The following is a 15528-nucleotide window of genomic DNA, read 5'->3' as shown; positions in this document are numbered from 1 at the left end:
TCCAGGGTGAACGAGCGGAGCGGCGCGGGGGTTTCCGCACGTTATCGTCGCCGGGGCCGATGACGAGGGAGGTGGCCGTGACCGACTGGGGACCGCTGGCGTACCACCACGACGTCGCGACCGTCCTCGAGCGCGAGAACCCAGTGGCGTTCGGCTCGCTGCGGCCCATGGGACCCACCACGGAGCTGAACCAGCTGCTGCTGCGTCAGACGTACCGCGTGGACGCGCTCGCCCATGCCGAGGTGCACGCGGCCGTCCAGCGGGCCGCCGACGCGCTCGGTGTCGTGGCGCCCGTCGAGATCTACGTCGACGAGGGGGGACAGCGGGCCAATGCCGAGCTGGTGTTCGTGCCGGACCGCGTCGTCCTGATCCTGTCCGGTGCCACCCTCAACCTGCTCGACGCCGACGAGCTGTGCGCCGTCGCGGGGCACGAGCTGGCCCACCACGTGCTGTGGACCGCCCAGGACGGGCGGTTCCTGGCGGCGTCGCGGCTCCTGGACGCGGCCGAGTCGGACGCCCGCACCCCGTCGGAGTACCTGGAGACCGCCCGCCGGTTCCGGCTGGCCACCGAGCTGTACGCCGATCGCGGAGGCATGCTGGCCTGCGGGTCCCTGACGACCACCGTCAGCGGCCTGGTCAAGTTGGCGACCGGCCTGGCCAAGGTCGACTCGGCCGCCTACCTGCGCCAGGCCGCCGAGGTGGACTACAGCGTGCCGAGCGCCGGGAGCACGCACCCCGAGACGGTGCTGCGCGCGTGGGCGCTGCAGGAGTGGGCCGAGCGAGGGCGGGGCGCCGACCCGCTGGTCGCGGCGGCGCTCGGCCCGCAGCTCGACCTCGCGGTGCTGGACGTGCTCGGGCAGGACAGGCTCGCCGAGGTCACGCGGGCGCTGGTGTGGATGCTGGTGGACGAGGGCACCGAGGGCACCGAGGACACGGTGCGCAGCGACGAGGCGCTGGACCTGGCCGGGCGGTTCGGCGTCGTCGTCGGGCAGGCCCCGGTGGTGACGGACCTGCCCACCACGCTCGGCACGGAGACGCGCAGGTACCTCGCGGCGGTGCTGCTCGACTTCGCGACGGCGGACGACGAGGGCGGGGCCGACGACCTCGGCGCGGTGCTCGCGCTGGCCCGCCGGGTCGGGCTGGGCGACGAGCTCCTGCAGATGATCCGCGACGAGCTCGACCTGGGCGACCGGGCGATGACCAGGGTCCTCGCGGCGGCCGACTCCCCGCGGACGGTCCGCTGATGCGCCGGCTGGTCGGGCGCGCTGTGGACCGCGGCGGGCTGCCCCCCGACGACGTCCTCGGGCTGCTGCTGCCGATGTTCCGCACGGTGCAGGGCCTGCACGAGACAGGCCGGGTCGCGCCGCTGCGTGGGCTCGCCGCACTCGACGACCGCGACCCCGTGACGATCGACGTGGCGCTCGCCGGGCCGCCCGTCCGGAACCGAGCCGCCATCGCCGCCGCCGAGGTCACCGGCGCGGTCGAGGTGCAGGACGCGGATGTGACCGGGCCCGGTGCGATGCGCGTGGTCGCCGGCTGGCAGCGCTGGGAGCACCTGGCCGGGCACCACGACGAGCTGACCGACATCGCGAGCCTGGGCGAGCTGTTCGTCGCGCTGGTGTGCGGCCTGGACCTGGCCGACGAGGACGACGCGGCGCTGCTCCAGGAGCGCCGCAGCAACCTGTTCGCGCTGGCCCCCGGGCTGCACCCGGTGCTCGCCACCGTCGCCAGCTCGATGATCGCGCCCGACCGTCGGCGCCGCGCGCAGGACCTGGCAGACGTGATCGTGCGGCTGGAGTCCTACCGTGACCAGCCCGAGGACTTCGACCTCGACCGCGTCCTCGGCGCGCAGGCGGACTCCCGTGCCGCGGTGCTCGAGCACCTGCGCGACCGACTCTTCGACGCGTCCCGGCGGAACCCGCTGCTGCACTTCCGCCCGACCGGGCGGACGATCAACCTGACCGAGGCGTCCGTGCCGCTGGTGCTCGACGCCCGGCACATCCGCGCCGCGCAGCTGTTCACGTGGGGCGGGGCGGCATCGGCGCGGCTGGTGGACGGGAAGGTGCTCGACGTCGGCTCGCTGGTGCGCTGGGACGACGCGCCCTACGCCGCGGTCGCGCTCGACGCGCTGATCTCCTCGGCCCGTCGGGACCGTGCCGAGTACGGCCGCGACCAGCTGCGGCTCGTCGTGGCGTTCCTGCGCTGGCACGACGTCAAGAACGACCCGACCACGCCGATCGAGTCGCCCCTGGTGCTCGCGCCGGTGACCCTGACCAAGCAGCGCGGGGTGCGGGACGCGTACCGGCTGCAGCTGACCAGCACGGTGGCCGAGGTCAACCCGGTGCTGCGGCACCAGCTCGACGAGCTGTTCGGGCTGCGGCTGCCGGAGACGATCGACCTCGCCGTCGAGGGGGCCGTCGAGGAGCTGCGCGCGCGCATCGAGAAGCAGGCACGCGCCACCCAGCCCGCGGTCGTGGTCGGCCTGGTGGACACGCCGCGCATCGAGCTGGTGCGGCACCGCGCGCAGGCGGCGCTGCAGGCCTACCGCCGCCGCCGCCCGAGCAGCCGCCCGACCTTCGGGCGCCGCCAGTACGCCTACTCCTACCGCCGCCCGGGCTGGGCGCCGCTGGGTGTGCAGATCTTCGCCGACCGGATCCAGCGCCGGCCGATCCCGCTGTCGGTCGAGCTCGGCGACGCACCGGCCCCGCAGCACATGGTCGACACGTTCTCCGTGCAGAGCACGGCCGACGAGAACCCGTACACGTGGGACGTCGACCTGACGATGGTCACGCTGGCCAACTTCAACTACCGCACGCTCAGCCTGGTCCGGGACTACGACGCCCTGCTCACCGAGCCCATGCCGAACGCCGCGTTCGACGAGCTGTTCTCGGACGCCCCGCGGGACGTCGCGGAGCACGGCGCCACGATCCCCGTGGCCGACCGCTACCTGGTGGTCCCCGCGGACGCCTCGCAGATCGGCGCCGTGGCCCTGGCCCGCTCCGGGGACAACTTCGTCATCCAGGGGCCACCCGGCACGGGCAAGTCGCAGACGATCACCAACCTGGTGGCCGACTTCGTCGCGCACGGCAAGCGCGTGCTGTTCGTCTGCCAGAAGCGCGCTGCCCTCGACGTGGTGCACGCACGGCTGCGCGCGCAGGGGCTCGGTGAGATCTGCACGCTGGTGCACGACAGCCAGCAGGACAAGAAGGAGTTCGTGCACGGTCTGCGCGACACCTACGAGCGGTGGCTGGCCGACACCGAGCCGCTCGAGGCGGTCGAGGAGCGCCGGGCCGCGCTGATCGCCGCGACGACCGGCGCGCTGGCGGAGGTGGGCGCCTACGAGCAGGCACTGGCGGGCGTGCAGGACGTGCTCGACCGGCTGATCGCGCTGCGCGGCTTCCGCTGGGGTGACGACCTCTCGCCGGCGCAGCAGGCGCTGCTGCCCGAGCCCGCCGACTGGGTCCCGGTTCGTCCGCTGGTCGACGCGCTCGTCGCCGCCCTGGCCCGGGCGGGCGCGGCCCCGGTGCTCGCGCGCACGCCGGTGCGGCTGGTCGACCCGGCCGTCCTCGACGAGTCCCGCGCCGACGCCGTGGTGGCCCAGCGCGCCCAGGGGGCGGTGCAGGCCCTCGACGCGGTGCTCGCCCTGCTGGTCGCGGCGGGTGCGTCGGCGGACGGTGACGGCCTCACCGTGGACGACGCCGACGCGGTGGGGCAGATGCACGCGGTCCTCGCGCCGCTGGTGCAGCGGGACCTGGCCACTGCGGTCACCCCGCGCACGCCGGCCGCCCGTCGGCTCCAGGACGCGACGGCGGCCTGGCGTGACGTCGAGGCGGCAGCCGATGCCGCGGACCGTGCCGCAGCCGGCTGGCGGGAGCCGCTGTCCGCTCCCGACGCCGCCGCCGCCCTGGAGATCGCCCGACGGCGCGAGCCCTCGGCGTGGAAGTTCCTCGACGGTGGCTGGCGGCGCGTGAAGGGGCTCGTCGCGGCCGGGTTCGACGCCGGTGACCGACAGGTTCGACCGACCGTGACGCAGGCGCTCGAGCTCCTCGTGTCCCGCTACGAGACCGCCGCGCGCGCGGACGCGCTCTCCCAGGAGCTGGCCCGTGAGTGGGGGCACGGCGACCTCGCGGTGCTGAGCGACCGGATCGCCGCGATCCGCACGCACACCGGAACGCTCGCGGTCTGGCGCACCCGGCTGTCCGATGCCGAGCCCGACGACGCGCTCGACAGGCTGCCGGAGCAGGTGGAGGCCGTGCGGACCAGCCTCGCCGGCCTCGTCACGGGGGTGGACGACCTGCCCATGAGCACGCTGCGCGACGAGCTGCGGGGGCTGACCGGTGCGGACGGCCAGGCCCTGGTCCGCGCCGCCGCCGGCACGCTGCGCGACCTGGCCGTGGCACCGACCGTCCTGCGCGCGCTGCGGCACCTGGACGCGTCGCCGGACCAGCTGGAGCACGCCGTCGTCGCGGCGTCGATGCGCGAGGCGCGCGCCCAGCAGCCCACCCTGAACCACCTGGACGGCGACCGGCTGGCCGACCTGCTGGACCGCGTGGCCGAGCGCGCCCCGGCGCTGCAGCGCGCCAACGCCGACGTGGTCACCGCCCGGCTGCGTGCCCGGTTCGTCGAGGCGGTCGCCCACTCCCAGCGCAGCGTCACCGGGATGCACCCGGAGGACCGCGCGCTCAAGGCGACCTGGATGGCGGGCCGGCGCGAGCTCGAGCACGAGTTCGGCAAGGTGCGCGCGTACAAGTCGATCCGGCACCTCGCCTCGGCCGAGCCCGGCGCAGTCGTCGCCGCGATGCGGCCCGTCTGGCTGATGAGCCCGTCGTCGCTGTCGGACACCCTGCCCCTGGACACGTCGTTCGATGTGGTGATCTTCGACGAGGCGAGCCAGATCCCCGTCGAGGAGGCCGTGCCCGCGCTGTACCGCGGTGCGCAGGTGATCGTGGTCGGGGACCGGATGCAGCTGCCGCCGACGCGGTACTTCCAGGTGGGCGGATCTCCGCAGGAGGGCCTCGACGACGACGCCCCGGTCGGGGCGGTGCTCGACTCCGACAGCTTCCTCGCGGTCGGGTCGGTCCGGCTGCCGTCGACCATGCTCACCTGGCACTACCGCAGCCAGTACGAGGCGCTCATCCAGTTCAGCAACGCGGCGTTCTACGAGGGCCGGCTGACCACGATCCCGGACCGGACGCTCACCCACGTCCGGGCGCGTCCCCTGGAGGTCGCCGTGGGGACGTGCTCGCCGCAGGAGGTCGAGGCCGCCGTCGACGGTCTGCTGGAGCGGAGCATCAGCGCGATGCGCGTGCTCGACGGCGTCTACGAGCAGCGCACCAACCCGCAGGAGGCCGCGTGGATCGGGGAGCTGGTGCGTGAGCTCCTGCGCCGGGAGACGGGCCAGACGCTCGGGATCGTCGCGTTCTCGGAGGCGCAGCAGTCGGAGATCGAGCGGGCGCTGGAGCGCCTGGGCCGCGACGACGCCGACTTCGCCCGCCGCTACGACGCCGAGGTGACGCGCGAGGAGGACGGCCAGGTGGTCGGGCTGTTCGTGAAGAACCTCGAGAACGTCCAGGGCGACGAGCGCGACATCATCCTGATGAGCGTCTGCTACGCCGCCGGCCCGGACGGTCGGATGCGGATGAACTTCGGGCCCATCAACAACGCGGGCGGCGAGAAGCGGCTCAACGTCATCTTCAGCCGCGCCCGCCGGCACATGGTCCTGGTCAGCAGCATCGACCACACAGCCATCACCAACGTCTACAACGACGGCGCACACACCCTGCGCGAGTTCCTGCACTACGCCGACGCGGTCTCCAACGGCGACGCGGCCGCAGCCGCCGGCGTGCTGGCGGGCCTCCACGAGCACACCGGGCCCGCGGCGGGTGCTCCCGTGGTGCCGATCGTCGAGCAGATCGCCGACGCGGTCCGCGCGGCCGGCGTCGAGGTCGTCGCGGGAGTCGGGCAGTCCGCGTTCCGCGCGGACCTGGCCCTGCGGCCCCCGGGCGCCACCGCGCACACCGTCGGGGTGCTCGTCGACCAGCCCGCACGCCTGCGCGCGCACTCGCTCGACGAGCGTCGGGTGACGCAGCCGACCGCGCTGCGCTCGGGCGGCTGGCGCGTGGTGCAGGTGCTGGCCACCGAGTGGGAGTCGGACCCGGACGAGGTGGTCCGCCGCCTGGTCGCCGCGGTCGGTTTGCCGGACCGGCAAGAAGGCTTGCCGGCCGCCGCCGCGGCGACGGACAGTGGCGAGCATGACTGAGCACACGCCTGACGGGCACACGCACGACGAGCACTACTGGGACGAGCACTACGCGACGATCGACCCCGCGTGGGGCACGCGCCCGAACGCGGTTCTCGTCGACGTCCTCGGAGGCCTGGCGCCCGCCGCCGGCCGCGCGGTCGACCTCGGCTGCGGGCACGGCGGCGACGCCCTCTGGCTGGCGTCGCTGGGCTGGCACGTCACCGCGGTGGACGCCTCCGCGGTCGCGCTCGGCCGCGTGGCCCAGGCCGCCGCCGACGCGGGCCTGTCCGACCGGGTGACCGTCGAGCAGCACGACCTGCAGGTGTCGATGCCGTCCGGCCGGTTCGACCTGGTGACCTCGGCCTACCTGCACGGGCCGGCGGAGTTCCCCCGGTCCGAGGTGCTGCACCGCGCCGCTGATCTGGTCGCGCCCGGCGGGCTCCTGCTGATCGTCGAGCACGCGTCGGTGGCGCCGTGGATGCACCACGCGCAGTTCCCGACTGCGCAGGAGTCGCTCGCGTCGTTCGAGCTGGGCGACGGCTGGTCCGTGGAGCGGCTCGAGTCCCCGCGGCGCATGGCGACCGGTCCCGACGGTCAGGTCGCCGAGGTCACGGACAACGTCATCGCGGTGCGCCGGGCGCGGTGAGCCCCAGCTCAGAAGGGTGGGGCGCCGATGTCGGGTGGTGGCGCTCGGTGCGTCAGGGCCTCGGGAGGGATGCACACCTGGACGGGATGGCGGGCGTGGGTGATGCCGTGCCGGTCGGTCCAGGTGGAGACGCCGGTGGCCCGGTCGTAGTGGACCGTCCACCAGCCCTCGGTCTTGGCCTGGTGGTGGTGCTTGCACAGCGAGTGCAGGTTCGCTTCGCAGGTCGGCGGGTCGTGGAGGTGGTCGTCCGGGCTGCGCGAGAAGTCGTGGGACGCGGTGGTCGATCTCGCAGCGGGCCGCAGGCTGACGGCACCCGGGGAACGTGCAGGTCACGTCACGCGCCATCACCGTGCGCGTCAGGTCCGCGCCGGGCCGGTACGACCGGGTGCCGACGGAGCAGACCTGTCCGGCCGGATCGGTGAGCACGCGACGCCAGGTGGCGTCCTGCGCTCGCCTCGGGCGGATGGCTACCGGAGAGTGCCGTCTTGAGAGTCAGCGCGTTGGGCCAACGTGGCGCGCATCAGGATCCCCACGCCGCCCGAGAACTCGACACCTGTCAGACGCGACGAGCGCATGACCTCCTCGAAGGACCAGCGACGGTGCAGCTCGATCGAGGCCAGGTTGCGGGGGTTCACGACGTAGAAGACCTCGTCTGCGCGGTCCGCGATCCACTGCACGCGCGCCGCGGTCAGAGCGAGGGCGATGCCCCTTCGCCGCCACGAGGGGTCGACCGTGACGCCGCCAAGGTAGTGACCGGTGGGTGCCGGATCTACTGCCGCGGCGTGGCGGTACGTCCGGGCCCAGCCGACGGTGATCGGGTCACCCGCCTGCGACGAGCATTCTGCGACGAGAACGCAGCAGTCCGGGTTCCCCACCGCGCGGCGGTACGCATCCGGATGAGCCGGCCTGCCCGCCCGCCGCTGAATTTCCAGCATGGCCTCGACATCACCCAGTGCTGCCGGCCGCACGGCGACCGGCGCTGGGCGATGCCCCGCGCCGGGCTGAAAAGGGGCGAAGCCAGGCATGTGAGCGACGTTACCGGGCCAGTAGCCAGACGTCGGGGCTGACCGGGTTGTGGTCGTCAACCCCGGTGGGTACATCGGCGAGTCGACGCGCGGGGAGATCACTTCCGCTCACGCCGCCGGCGAGCCGATCTCGTTCACCGATCCCGTCTGACCCACTGAGCCGACTGCACACCTTGACTGGCGACCGGCCGAGACGGGTAGCCGGTCGAGGTGCGACGCTCGGCCGCGGTCCATCTGTCGTGCATCTCGACAACGTCCCGAACCCGCGGTCCGCCGACCGCTCGAAGCTCCCGACCACCCAGCCGGGTGATCTTCGCATCGACCCGCCGCGCCTGTGCGCCGCATCCCTATCGTTCCTGCATGGCAGCGCGCCGCTCATCGATCGCGACCGTGGTCGCCGTCGCCGTGGTCGCCGTCCCACTCTCGGCTTCCTCTGGTTCTGCAGCGTGGTCACCGGTCTGGTGCTGGCGCTCGCGCTCGTGACGGTCGCCGGGGCGTGGTGAGCGCGGTCCGCGCCGCCGTCCTCTCGTCCACCGAGCGCGTACTCGTCCGCCGTCGCGCGCTGCTCTAGGGTGTCTCGCAGCCAGCATCCTCGAATCGTTCCGACCCCACCAGGACACCCCATGAGCGCGCCCTATCAGGACCCCTCTCTCCCCGTCGCCGAGCGCGTCGCCGACCTCGTCGGGCGCATGACGCTCGAGGAGAAGGTCGGCCAGATGATGCAGCTCAACGCCAAGGACGGCGTGGAGGACCTGGTGCTCACGCAGCACGTCGGGTCGATCCTGCACACGTCGCCGGAGCGGGTCCGCCAGGCACACGAGCTGACCGCCCGGACCCGGCTGCAGATCCCGCTGCTCATCGCCGAGGACTGCATCCACGGGCACTCCTTCTGGGAGGGCGCGACGATCTTCCCGACGCAGCTCGGCATGGCGGCGACGTGGGACGCCGACCTGCTGGAGCGGGGTGCGCGCGCGACGGCCGTCGAGGTGGCCGCCACCGGCATCCACTGGACGTTCTCGCCGGTGCTCTGCATCGCCCGGGACCTGCGCTGGGGCCGCGTGAGCGAGACCTTCGGCGAGGACCCGTTCCTCATCGGCGAGCTGTCGTCGGCCATGGTGCGCGGCTACCAGGGCGACGGCCTGTCCGACCCCACCGCGATCCTGGCGACGGCCAAGCACTTCGCCGGGTACTCCGAGACGCAGGGCGGCCGCGACGCCACCGAGGCCGACATCTCCCGCCGCAAGCTCCGCTCGTGGTTCCTGCCCCCGTTCGAGCGCGTCGCCCGCGAGGGTTGCCGCACGTTCATGCTCGGGTACCAGTCGATGGACGGTGTGCCGATCACCGTCAACGACTGGCTGCTGGGCGAGGTGCTGCGGGGCGAGTGGGGCTACGAGGGCACGCTCATCACCGACTGGGACAACGTCGGCCGGATGGTCTGGGAGCAGCGCATCCAGCCCGACTACGCGCACGCGTCGGCCGCGGCCGTGCGGGCCGGCAACGACATGGTCATGACGACGCCCGGCTTCTTCGAGGGCGCGCAGCAGGCCGTGCGCGACGGGCTTCTCGACGAGGACGCGCTGGACGCGGCCGTGTCCCGCATCCTCACCGTGAAGTTCGAGCTGGGCCTGTTCGAGGACGCCCGCCACCCCTCGGTGGAGCGGCAGGCCGCCGTCATCGGCTCGGCCGAGCACACCGCGATCAACCTCGAGGTGGCCCGGCGCTCCCTGGTCCTGCTCACCAACGACGGCACGCTCCCGCTCGACTCCGGCACCCGGACCATCGCGGTCGTCGGGCCCAACGCGGACGACCAGCACACCCAGCTGGGCGACTGGGCCGGGTCCTCCGGCCAGGCCGACTGGCTGCCGGACGGCCACCCGCGCGAGCTGACCACCACAGTCCTGGACGGCTTCCGCGAGCACGCGCCCGACGGCTGGACGGTCACGCACGCCCGCGGCGCCGACATCCTCACGCTCGGCGCCGACCCGGAGGGTGAGCTCTTCCCCGACGGCCAGCCGCGCCCGCAGGTCGTCATCCCCGCCGAGCCCGACGAGGCCCTGATCGCGGAGGCGGTCGCCGCCGCCCGGGCCGCCGACGTCGTCGTCGCCGTGGTGGGCGACCGCATCGAGCTGGTCGGCGAGGGCCGGTCCACCGCCACCCTGGAGCTCATCGGCGGCCAGGTGGCGCTGCTCGACGCGCTCGCCGCGACCGGCACGCCGCTGGTGGTCGTCGTCATCGCGAGCAAGCCGCACGTGCTGCCGGCCAGCGCGATGGACGCCGCGGCGATCATCTGGGCCGCCAACCCCGGCATGCGCGGCGGCCAGGCCATCGCCGAGCTGGTCCTCGGCCGGATCGAGCCGTCGGGCCGCCTGCCGATCTCGTTCGCCCAGCACGTCGGCCAGCTGCCCGTGTTCTACAACCAGCTCCCCGGCCAGCACGGGACGCGCTACGCCGACCTGACGCAGCGCGTGCCGTTCGCGTTCGGCGAGGGCCTGTCGTACACGACCGTGACGTACGACGACCTGCGGGTCCTGGAGCCCGAGCTCGGTACCGGCGACACGATCCGGGCCCAGGTCACGCTGCACAACACAGGCGACCGGCCGGCGCTGGAGACCGTGCAGGTCTACGTGCGCGACACCGTCACGTCGGTGACGTGGGCGATCAAGGAGCTCAAGACGTACCGGCAGGTGCAGGTCGCGCCCGGTGAGCGGGTGGTCGTCGACCTCTCGCTGCCCGTCGCGGACTGCACGCTCGTGGACGCGGCCGGTCGCCGCATCGTCGAGCCCGGCCAGTTCGAGCTGCTCGTCGGCCCGTCGTCGCGCGACGAGGTGCTCCTGCGCGCGGAGTTCACCGTCACGGGCTGAGCGATGACCCTCGACGCCACCCGCGCGACGTACGACACCGTGGCCGTGGACTACGCGCGGGTGGTCACGGGCCTGGACGCCGAGGGTCCGCTGGACCGCGCGATGCTGGCCGACTTCGCCGACCGCGTGGACGGACCGGTCGCCGACGTGGGCTGCGGGACGGGTCGGCTGACCGCCTACCTGGCCGGGCTCGGGATCGACGTCGTCGGCATCGACCTGTCGCCGGGGATGATCGAGGTCGCCCGCGGCGCGCACCCGGGACTGCGCTTCGAGGTCGGCTCGATGACCGCGCTCGACCTGCCGGACGAGAGCCAGGCGGGGGTGCTGGCCTGGTACTCGATCATCCACACGCCCCCGCACGGGCTGCGGGCGGTCGTCGCCGAGCTGCGTCGTGTCCTGGCCCCCGGCGGGCACCTGCTGCTCGGCTTCCAGGCCGGGCACGACGAGCACCGCGCGATGACGCGCGCCTACGGGCACGAGGTGAGCTGCGACGCCTGGCTGCACGCACCGGACACCGTCGCCGCCCTCCTCGAGGCGGCCGGGTTCGTCATCGACGCCCGCCTCGTCCGCGAACCCGCCGCGGGCGAGCGCCGCCCCCAGGCAAGCCTGCTGGCGTCCCGACGGCAGCCCGAAGACCTGGTCCTACCCGGCGCGACCAAGTCTTCGCGTTGATCCGACAAGGCACCCGGGAGGCCGTTGGCTCGACGCGCTAGGTGGTGCCGGGAGCCAGGGCGTGGAAGACGGTGATGATGCCGCCGCTGTCGTCGATCGTGTGCAGGGCAAGTCCCGGCATGGCCGTGCGGTCCTCCAGCGGGTCGGTGCCACCATCGATCCGCAGGGTCGACACGATGCCGACCGCGCCGAGCATGGGTCGCCCGGCGAAGGTCCCGGCCAGGCCGCTGTGGACGTGCCCCGTCAGGCAGCCGATGACGGACGGGGACGACGTGACCAGCTCCGTCAGCGCCGACGCGTTGGTCAGGGCCATCCCGTCCAGGACGGGGTTGCCGACCGGTATCGACGGGTGGTGCATGGCGAGCAGCACGCGCCCGGGGGCCTGATCGATGGCGTTCCGCGCGAACGCCAGGGTGGCGGGCTCGAGGTAGCCCTCGTCGCGCCCGGGGACGGAGGTGTCCAGCCCGACGAGCCGGAGGTCGGCGACGTCGAGCACCGAGTTGACCGGGCCGGCACCCGCCGCGGGCACGAACGGCCGGAGCGCGTCGCGGACGTCGTGGTTGCCGGGCGTGACGAGCGTCGGGACCGCCGGCGGGAGCGCCGCGAAGAAGGCGGCGTACTCGTCGGGAAGGCCGTGGTCGGCCAGGTCACCGGTGATCAGGAGTGCGTCGAGCCGGGGCAGCCGGCCGACCTCGGCGAGCACCCGGTCCAGGCGGTCGACGCTCGCAGCGGTGGCGCCGATGTGCGGATCGCTCAGGTGCGCGACGACAGTCATCCGCCAGTTCTAGCGTCGCGGGAGCCGCTCGGGCTAGCGTCGATCGCGTGACTGAGGAGGAGCTGCAGAACCTCGCTCACCTGCGCCGCGCCCGGGACCTGATCGACCGCGACTACGCCCAGCCGCTCGACGTCCCGACCATGGCGGCCCGGGCGCTCATGTCGCCCGCGCACTTCTCCCGCCAGTTCCGCGCCGCCTACGGCGAGACGCCGTACAGCTACCTGATGACCCGCCGGATCGAGCGGGCGATGGCGTTGCTCCGCAGGGGGACGAGCGTCACGGATACCTGCATGGCGGTCGGCTGTACGTCCCTCGGGTCGTTCAGCTCGCGGTTCACCGAGATCGTGGGCGAGACCCCGTCGGCGTACCGCAGCCGCGCGCACAGCGCGGTCGAGGCGATGCCCCCGTGCATCGCCAAGGTGCACACGCGCCCGGTCCGCACACGGAGCAGGATCGAAGAAGCCTCGACCGCGCCCGGCTCCTAGCGTCGTGCGCATGACGATCTCACTGCAGTTCACCAACATCACCGTCACCGACGTCGACGAGGCGCTGGGCTTCTACCGTGACGCGCTGGGACTCGAGGTCCGCAACGACGTGTCGTCCGGCGGGTTCCGGTGGGTGACCCTGGGGACCGACGCCCAGCCGGGCCTGGGCATCGTGCTCTCCGAGCCGCACGCGGGCCGGTCGCAGGCCGAGGGCGACGCCATCCAGGAGCTGCTCACCAAGGGCTCCCTGCCGATGCTCGTGTTCGCCTCCGACGACCTCGACAAGACGTTCGAGGCCGTGCGGGCGTCCGGCGCCGAGGTCCTCCAGGAGCCCAAGGACCAGGGCTGGGGTCCGCGCGACTGCGCGTTCCGCGACCCGTCGGGCAACCACCTCAGGATCTCGCAGGCGTCCTAGCGATCCGACCCGGCGATCCGGCCGAGCGCCCACTGCCGTACGGGCAGCGCCTGCGTGGCCGCGCACGTGGACAGCAGGGGTGGCGACGACGTCTCGACCAGCGTCACGGTCACCGGGCCGTCCGGTGCCCCGAGCCGGACCGACCAGCCGTCGGCCGTCCGGTCCTCGCGCAGCGGCGGATAGGCGTCGAGGGCGTCGTCGCCCAGCTGCACCCGGGCGAAGTGCTGCGCGGCCTGGACGGGGTTCGAGAACGCGCTGCGTCCGCGCAGGAGCCGCGGCTCGACCCGGCGGGCCAGGTAGGCGTCGGCCACCGCGACCGGGTCACCGTCGTCGACCCAGCCGTAGTACAGGCCGTGCGGGAGCAGGACCATCGTGCCGGCGAACCGGTCGCCCCCCAGGTGCGAGCACTCCCAGGTCTCCTCCGGGTAGGCCTCGGCCAGGCGGGCGGCGACCACCCGGCCGCGCACCGCGCAGCACTGGTCGTGGCGGCCGTGGGCGCACACGGCGAACACCGGTCGGTCCGAGGCCACCCCCGCGGAGCCGTCGAGCGGGACGTCGAGGAGGCCGCGCGGCCCGTCGACCCGCCCCCAGCGCACCGACTCCCGCCCGGGTCGCGAGTCGACCAGCGCCCACCGGGTGCCGTCCTGCGCCGTCCTGCGCCCGGGGCGGCGGATGGCGAGCGGCCGGATCCCGGCTCCCTCGATCCGGTGCACCAGCGCACGCCCGAGGGCGTGGTCGAACGGGGGGTCCAGCAGCGCGTGCCGGCCCCAGCCCGCCTGGTTCTCGACGAGGAACCAGCGCTCGCCGTGGGACCCGGTGCCGACCAGGCTGTCGCCGCGGACGCGGGCGCCGTCGCTGCAGGGCACCCACCCGTCGGTCACGGCGACGTCACCACCACGCCTTCGCGCAGCAGGCGCCGGACCACCACGAGTGCGCTCGCCAGGTCGAGCCCGGGCAGCGCGCCGACGGTGATCGGGTGGCCGGCGCGCAGCACCTCCAGGGCGGGCGCGGCCTCGACCGGCATCGACAGCGTGGTGCCGCGGGCGGTCAGCCGGACGCGGCCGTCCGCGAGGTCGATCCGGCCGCCGTAGCCGTGCCGCCAGCGGACCGCGGTGGCCTCGCTCAGGGCCGTGATGGCGCTCAGGGTGGCCAGCGGCGCGACCGGCTCCGGGCGGGTGTCCCGCCCGAACCGGGCGCCGAGCCGGCCGGCACTGAGCCCTGCCAGGTCGTCGGCGGTCGAGAGCGCGGCGACCAGGTCGCTCACCGTCTGCTCGACGATCGGTCGCAGCTGGTCGGGGTCGCCGACGTCGATGCCCAGCGGCAACGACGCGCGCAGGGCAGCAGAGCCGCCGACCACGCTGAGCAGGGTGTCGACGACGTCAGCGCGCGTGTACGCGGACAGCCCGACGGTCAGGTGGATGGACGTGTCGCCGAGCGCGGTCGCGGAGTGGATCCAGCCGCGCGGGAGGTACAGCGCGTCACCGGGGCGCAGCACCTGGTCGATGACGGGGTCCCCCCGGCCGGCCTGCGCGACCGCCGCGCGATGGTCCGTCCACACCTGGTCCTTGAGCGGGTCCGGGTGCACGGGGGCGTGGATGACCCAGTGCTTCTCGCCGGACACCTGCAGGACGAACACGTCGTGCGTGTCGTAGTGGGGGGCGAAGCCCTGCGAGGACGGCGGCGTGACGTACGCGTTGACCTGCGCGGGGTGGCCGAGCTCCTCGACGAGCTGCCGCGTGAAGTCCACCAGCGGCGGCCACATCCGGTGCAGGCCCTGCAGCACGATCGTCGCGCCCGCGGCGAACTGCGCCAGCACCTTGTCGCTGGACACCTGGTCGGACACCTCGGCGCCGAACCCGCCGGACGCCGTGAACCGGTCGGGCGGCAGGACGGTGCCCTCGTGGGCCAGGCGGATGAACGGGGTGCGCAGCCCGCGCCGGCCGACCAGCTCGTCGACGGCGTCCGGGGAGAGCAGGTCCGTGAAGTCGTCGTTCGCCGGCGACAGCAGGGCGGTCCGGCCCCAGACCTCCTGGGCGAACTGCTCGCGGGGAACGTTGATGCAGCGGGAGAGCGCGGACCGCAGGACCGGTCCGCGCTCCGCCAGGACGTTCTCGGGCACTACGCGGAGCCGTCCGCCCCGCCGTCGTGCCCGTCGGGGTTGGCGCCGCCGTCGGCCGGGCCCTCGCCCGCGGAGCCGTCCGCGCCGCCGTCGTGCCCGTCGGGGTTGGCCCCGCCGTCGGCGGTACCCTCGCCGGCCGAGCCGTCCGCGCCGCCGTCGTGCCCGTGCGGGTTCGCGCCGCCGTCCGCCACGCCTTCCCCCGCGGGGGCCGGCTCGCTGGTGATGTCGTCGTCGTTGATGCTCATGACACTCCCTCGTCTCGCAGCCGTGCAGCGGCGTCGCCGCCCCG

Annotated in this window: 13 protein-coding genes; 8 read left to right on the top strand and 5 right to left on the bottom strand. The window is 73.9% G+C overall.

Annotated elements, in window-relative coordinates:
* Window positions 1–77 precede the first annotated feature (77 nt).
* From KG102_RS17845 to KG102_RS17835, 3 genes are read left to right on the top strand one after another with little or no spacing between them, the layout of a single operon-like run.
* On the top strand, window positions 78–1244 hold the full coding sequence (locus tag KG102_RS17845) for a M48 family metalloprotease (RefSeq protein WP_208290187.1): 1167 nt from the start codon (window positions 78–80) through the stop codon (window positions 1242–1244).
* Window positions 1244–6259 carry an AAA domain-containing protein gene (locus KG102_RS17840; RefSeq protein WP_208290188.1) on the top strand — a complete coding sequence of 1672 codons (5016 nt, stop codon included), beginning with the start codon at window positions 1244–1246 and terminating at the stop codon, window positions 6257–6259. Before KG102_RS17845 ends, KG102_RS17840 begins: the two co-directional genes overlap by 1 nt.
* Entirely contained in the window at window positions 6252–6887 is a 636-nt protein-coding gene (locus tag KG102_RS17835) for an SAM-dependent methyltransferase (protein ID WP_208290189.1), read from the top strand. Before KG102_RS17840 ends, KG102_RS17835 begins: the two co-directional genes overlap by 8 nt.
* Window positions 6888–7354: 467 nt before the next feature.
* Here the strand turns inward: KG102_RS17835 and KG102_RS17830 are convergent, their stop codons facing one another.
* Complete coding sequence (locus KG102_RS17830) at window positions 7355–7912, bottom strand: GNAT family N-acetyltransferase (RefSeq protein ID WP_208290190.1); 558 nt, start codon at window positions 7910–7912, stop codon at window positions 7355–7357.
* Window positions 7913–8151: 239 nt separating this feature from the next.
* Here KG102_RS17830 and KG102_RS17825 point away from each other — a divergent pair, with 239 nt between their 5' ends.
* The 3 genes from KG102_RS17825 (at window position 8152) to KG102_RS17815 (ending at window position 11445) form a co-directional block, all read left to right on the top strand.
* On the top strand, window positions 8152–8415 hold the full coding sequence (locus KG102_RS17825; protein ID WP_208290191.1) for a hypothetical protein: 264 nt from the start codon (window positions 8152–8154) through the stop codon (window positions 8413–8415).
* 120 nt (window positions 8416–8535) lie between these two features.
* Window positions 8536–10773 carry an exo-beta-d-1,3/1,6-glucosidase gene (locus KG102_RS17820; RefSeq protein WP_208290192.1) on the top strand — a complete coding sequence of 746 codons (2238 nt, stop codon included), beginning with the start codon at window positions 8536–8538 and terminating at the stop codon, window positions 10771–10773.
* Window positions 10774–10776: 3 nt separating this feature from the next.
* Complete coding sequence (locus tag KG102_RS17815; protein ID WP_208214805.1) at window positions 10777–11445, top strand: class I SAM-dependent DNA methyltransferase; 669 nt, start codon at window positions 10777–10779, stop codon at window positions 11443–11445.
* Window positions 11446–11482: 37 nt separating this feature from the next.
* Here KG102_RS17815 and KG102_RS17810 read toward each other — a convergent pair whose 3' ends face one another.
* Window positions 11483–12220 carry a metallophosphoesterase gene (locus KG102_RS17810; protein WP_208290193.1) on the bottom strand — a complete coding sequence of 246 codons (738 nt, stop codon included), beginning with the start codon at window positions 12218–12220 and terminating at the stop codon, window positions 11483–11485.
* 47 nt (window positions 12221–12267) lie between these two features.
* Here KG102_RS17810 and KG102_RS17805 point away from each other — a divergent pair, with 47 nt between their 5' ends.
* The gene (locus KG102_RS17805; protein WP_208214807.1) at window positions 12268–12705 is read left to right on the top strand and encodes a helix-turn-helix transcriptional regulator; all 438 of its coding nucleotides are present in this window, start codon (window positions 12268–12270) and stop codon (window positions 12703–12705) included.
* A gap of 10 nt (window positions 12706–12715) precedes the next feature.
* Window positions 12716–13120, top strand: coding sequence for a VOC family protein (locus KG102_RS17800; RefSeq protein WP_208290194.1), 405 nt, complete (start codon window positions 12716–12718; stop codon window positions 13118–13120).
* Here the strand turns inward: KG102_RS17800 and KG102_RS17795 are convergent.
* The 3 genes from KG102_RS17795 to KG102_RS17785 are packed head-to-tail and all read right to left on the bottom strand — an operon-like array spanning window position 13117 to window position 15484.
* A complete protein-coding gene (locus KG102_RS17795) occupies window positions 13117–14001 on the bottom strand; it encodes a sucrase ferredoxin (protein WP_208290195.1) in 885 nt (294 codons plus the stop codon). The genes KG102_RS17800 and KG102_RS17795 overlap by 4 nt on opposite strands.
* Window positions 13998–15239: a cupin domain-containing protein gene (locus KG102_RS17790; RefSeq protein ID WP_208290196.1), complete on the bottom strand. Its 1242-nt coding sequence runs from the start codon at window positions 15237–15239 to the stop codon at window positions 13998–14000. Before KG102_RS17790 ends, KG102_RS17795 begins: the two co-directional genes overlap by 4 nt.
* Window positions 15239–15484, bottom strand: a complete 246-nt coding sequence (locus KG102_RS17785) for a BatC protein (protein WP_208290197.1) — start codon at window positions 15482–15484, stop codon at window positions 15239–15241. The genes KG102_RS17790 and KG102_RS17785 overlap by 1 nt, the downstream gene beginning before the upstream one ends.
* Between the last annotated feature and the right edge of the window lie 44 nt (window positions 15485–15528).

This window comes from Cellulomonas fengjieae, assembly GCF_018388465.1.
In the GTDB taxonomy this organism is placed as follows: domain Bacteria; phylum Actinomycetota; class Actinomycetes; order Actinomycetales; family Cellulomonadaceae; genus Cellulomonas; species Cellulomonas fengjieae.
The sequence above is the reverse complement of the archived record's forward strand: the minus strand, read 5'-3'. Positions and strand labels throughout refer to the sequence as shown.

Excerpts from the sequence above, each read along its gene's own strand:
- KG102_RS17840 (WP_208290188.1), top strand. The coding sequence starts at position 1,244 with ATGCGCCGGCTGGTCGGGCGCGCTGTGGACCGCGGCGGGCTGCCCCCC.
- KG102_RS17835 (WP_208290189.1), top strand. The coding sequence starts at position 6,252 with ATGACTGAGCACACGCCTGACGGGCACACGCACGACGAGCACTACTGG.
- KG102_RS17830 (WP_208290190.1), bottom strand. The coding sequence starts at position 7,912 with ATGCCTGGCTTCGCCCCTTTTCAGCCCGGCGCGGGGCATCGCCCAGCG.
- KG102_RS17820 (WP_208290192.1), top strand. The coding sequence starts at position 8,536 with ATGAGCGCGCCCTATCAGGACCCCTCTCTCCCCGTCGCCGAGCGCGTC.
- KG102_RS17815 (WP_208214805.1), top strand. The coding sequence starts at position 10,777 with ATGACCCTCGACGCCACCCGCGCGACGTACGACACCGTGGCCGTGGAC.
- KG102_RS17810 (WP_208290193.1), bottom strand. The coding sequence starts at position 12,220 with ATGACTGTCGTCGCGCACCTGAGCGATCCGCACATCGGCGCCACCGCT.
- KG102_RS17800 (WP_208290194.1), top strand. The coding sequence starts at position 12,716 with ATGACGATCTCACTGCAGTTCACCAACATCACCGTCACCGACGTCGAC.
- KG102_RS17785 (WP_208290197.1), bottom strand. The coding sequence starts at position 15,484 with ATGAGCATCAACGACGACGACATCACCAGCGAGCCGGCCCCCGCGGGG.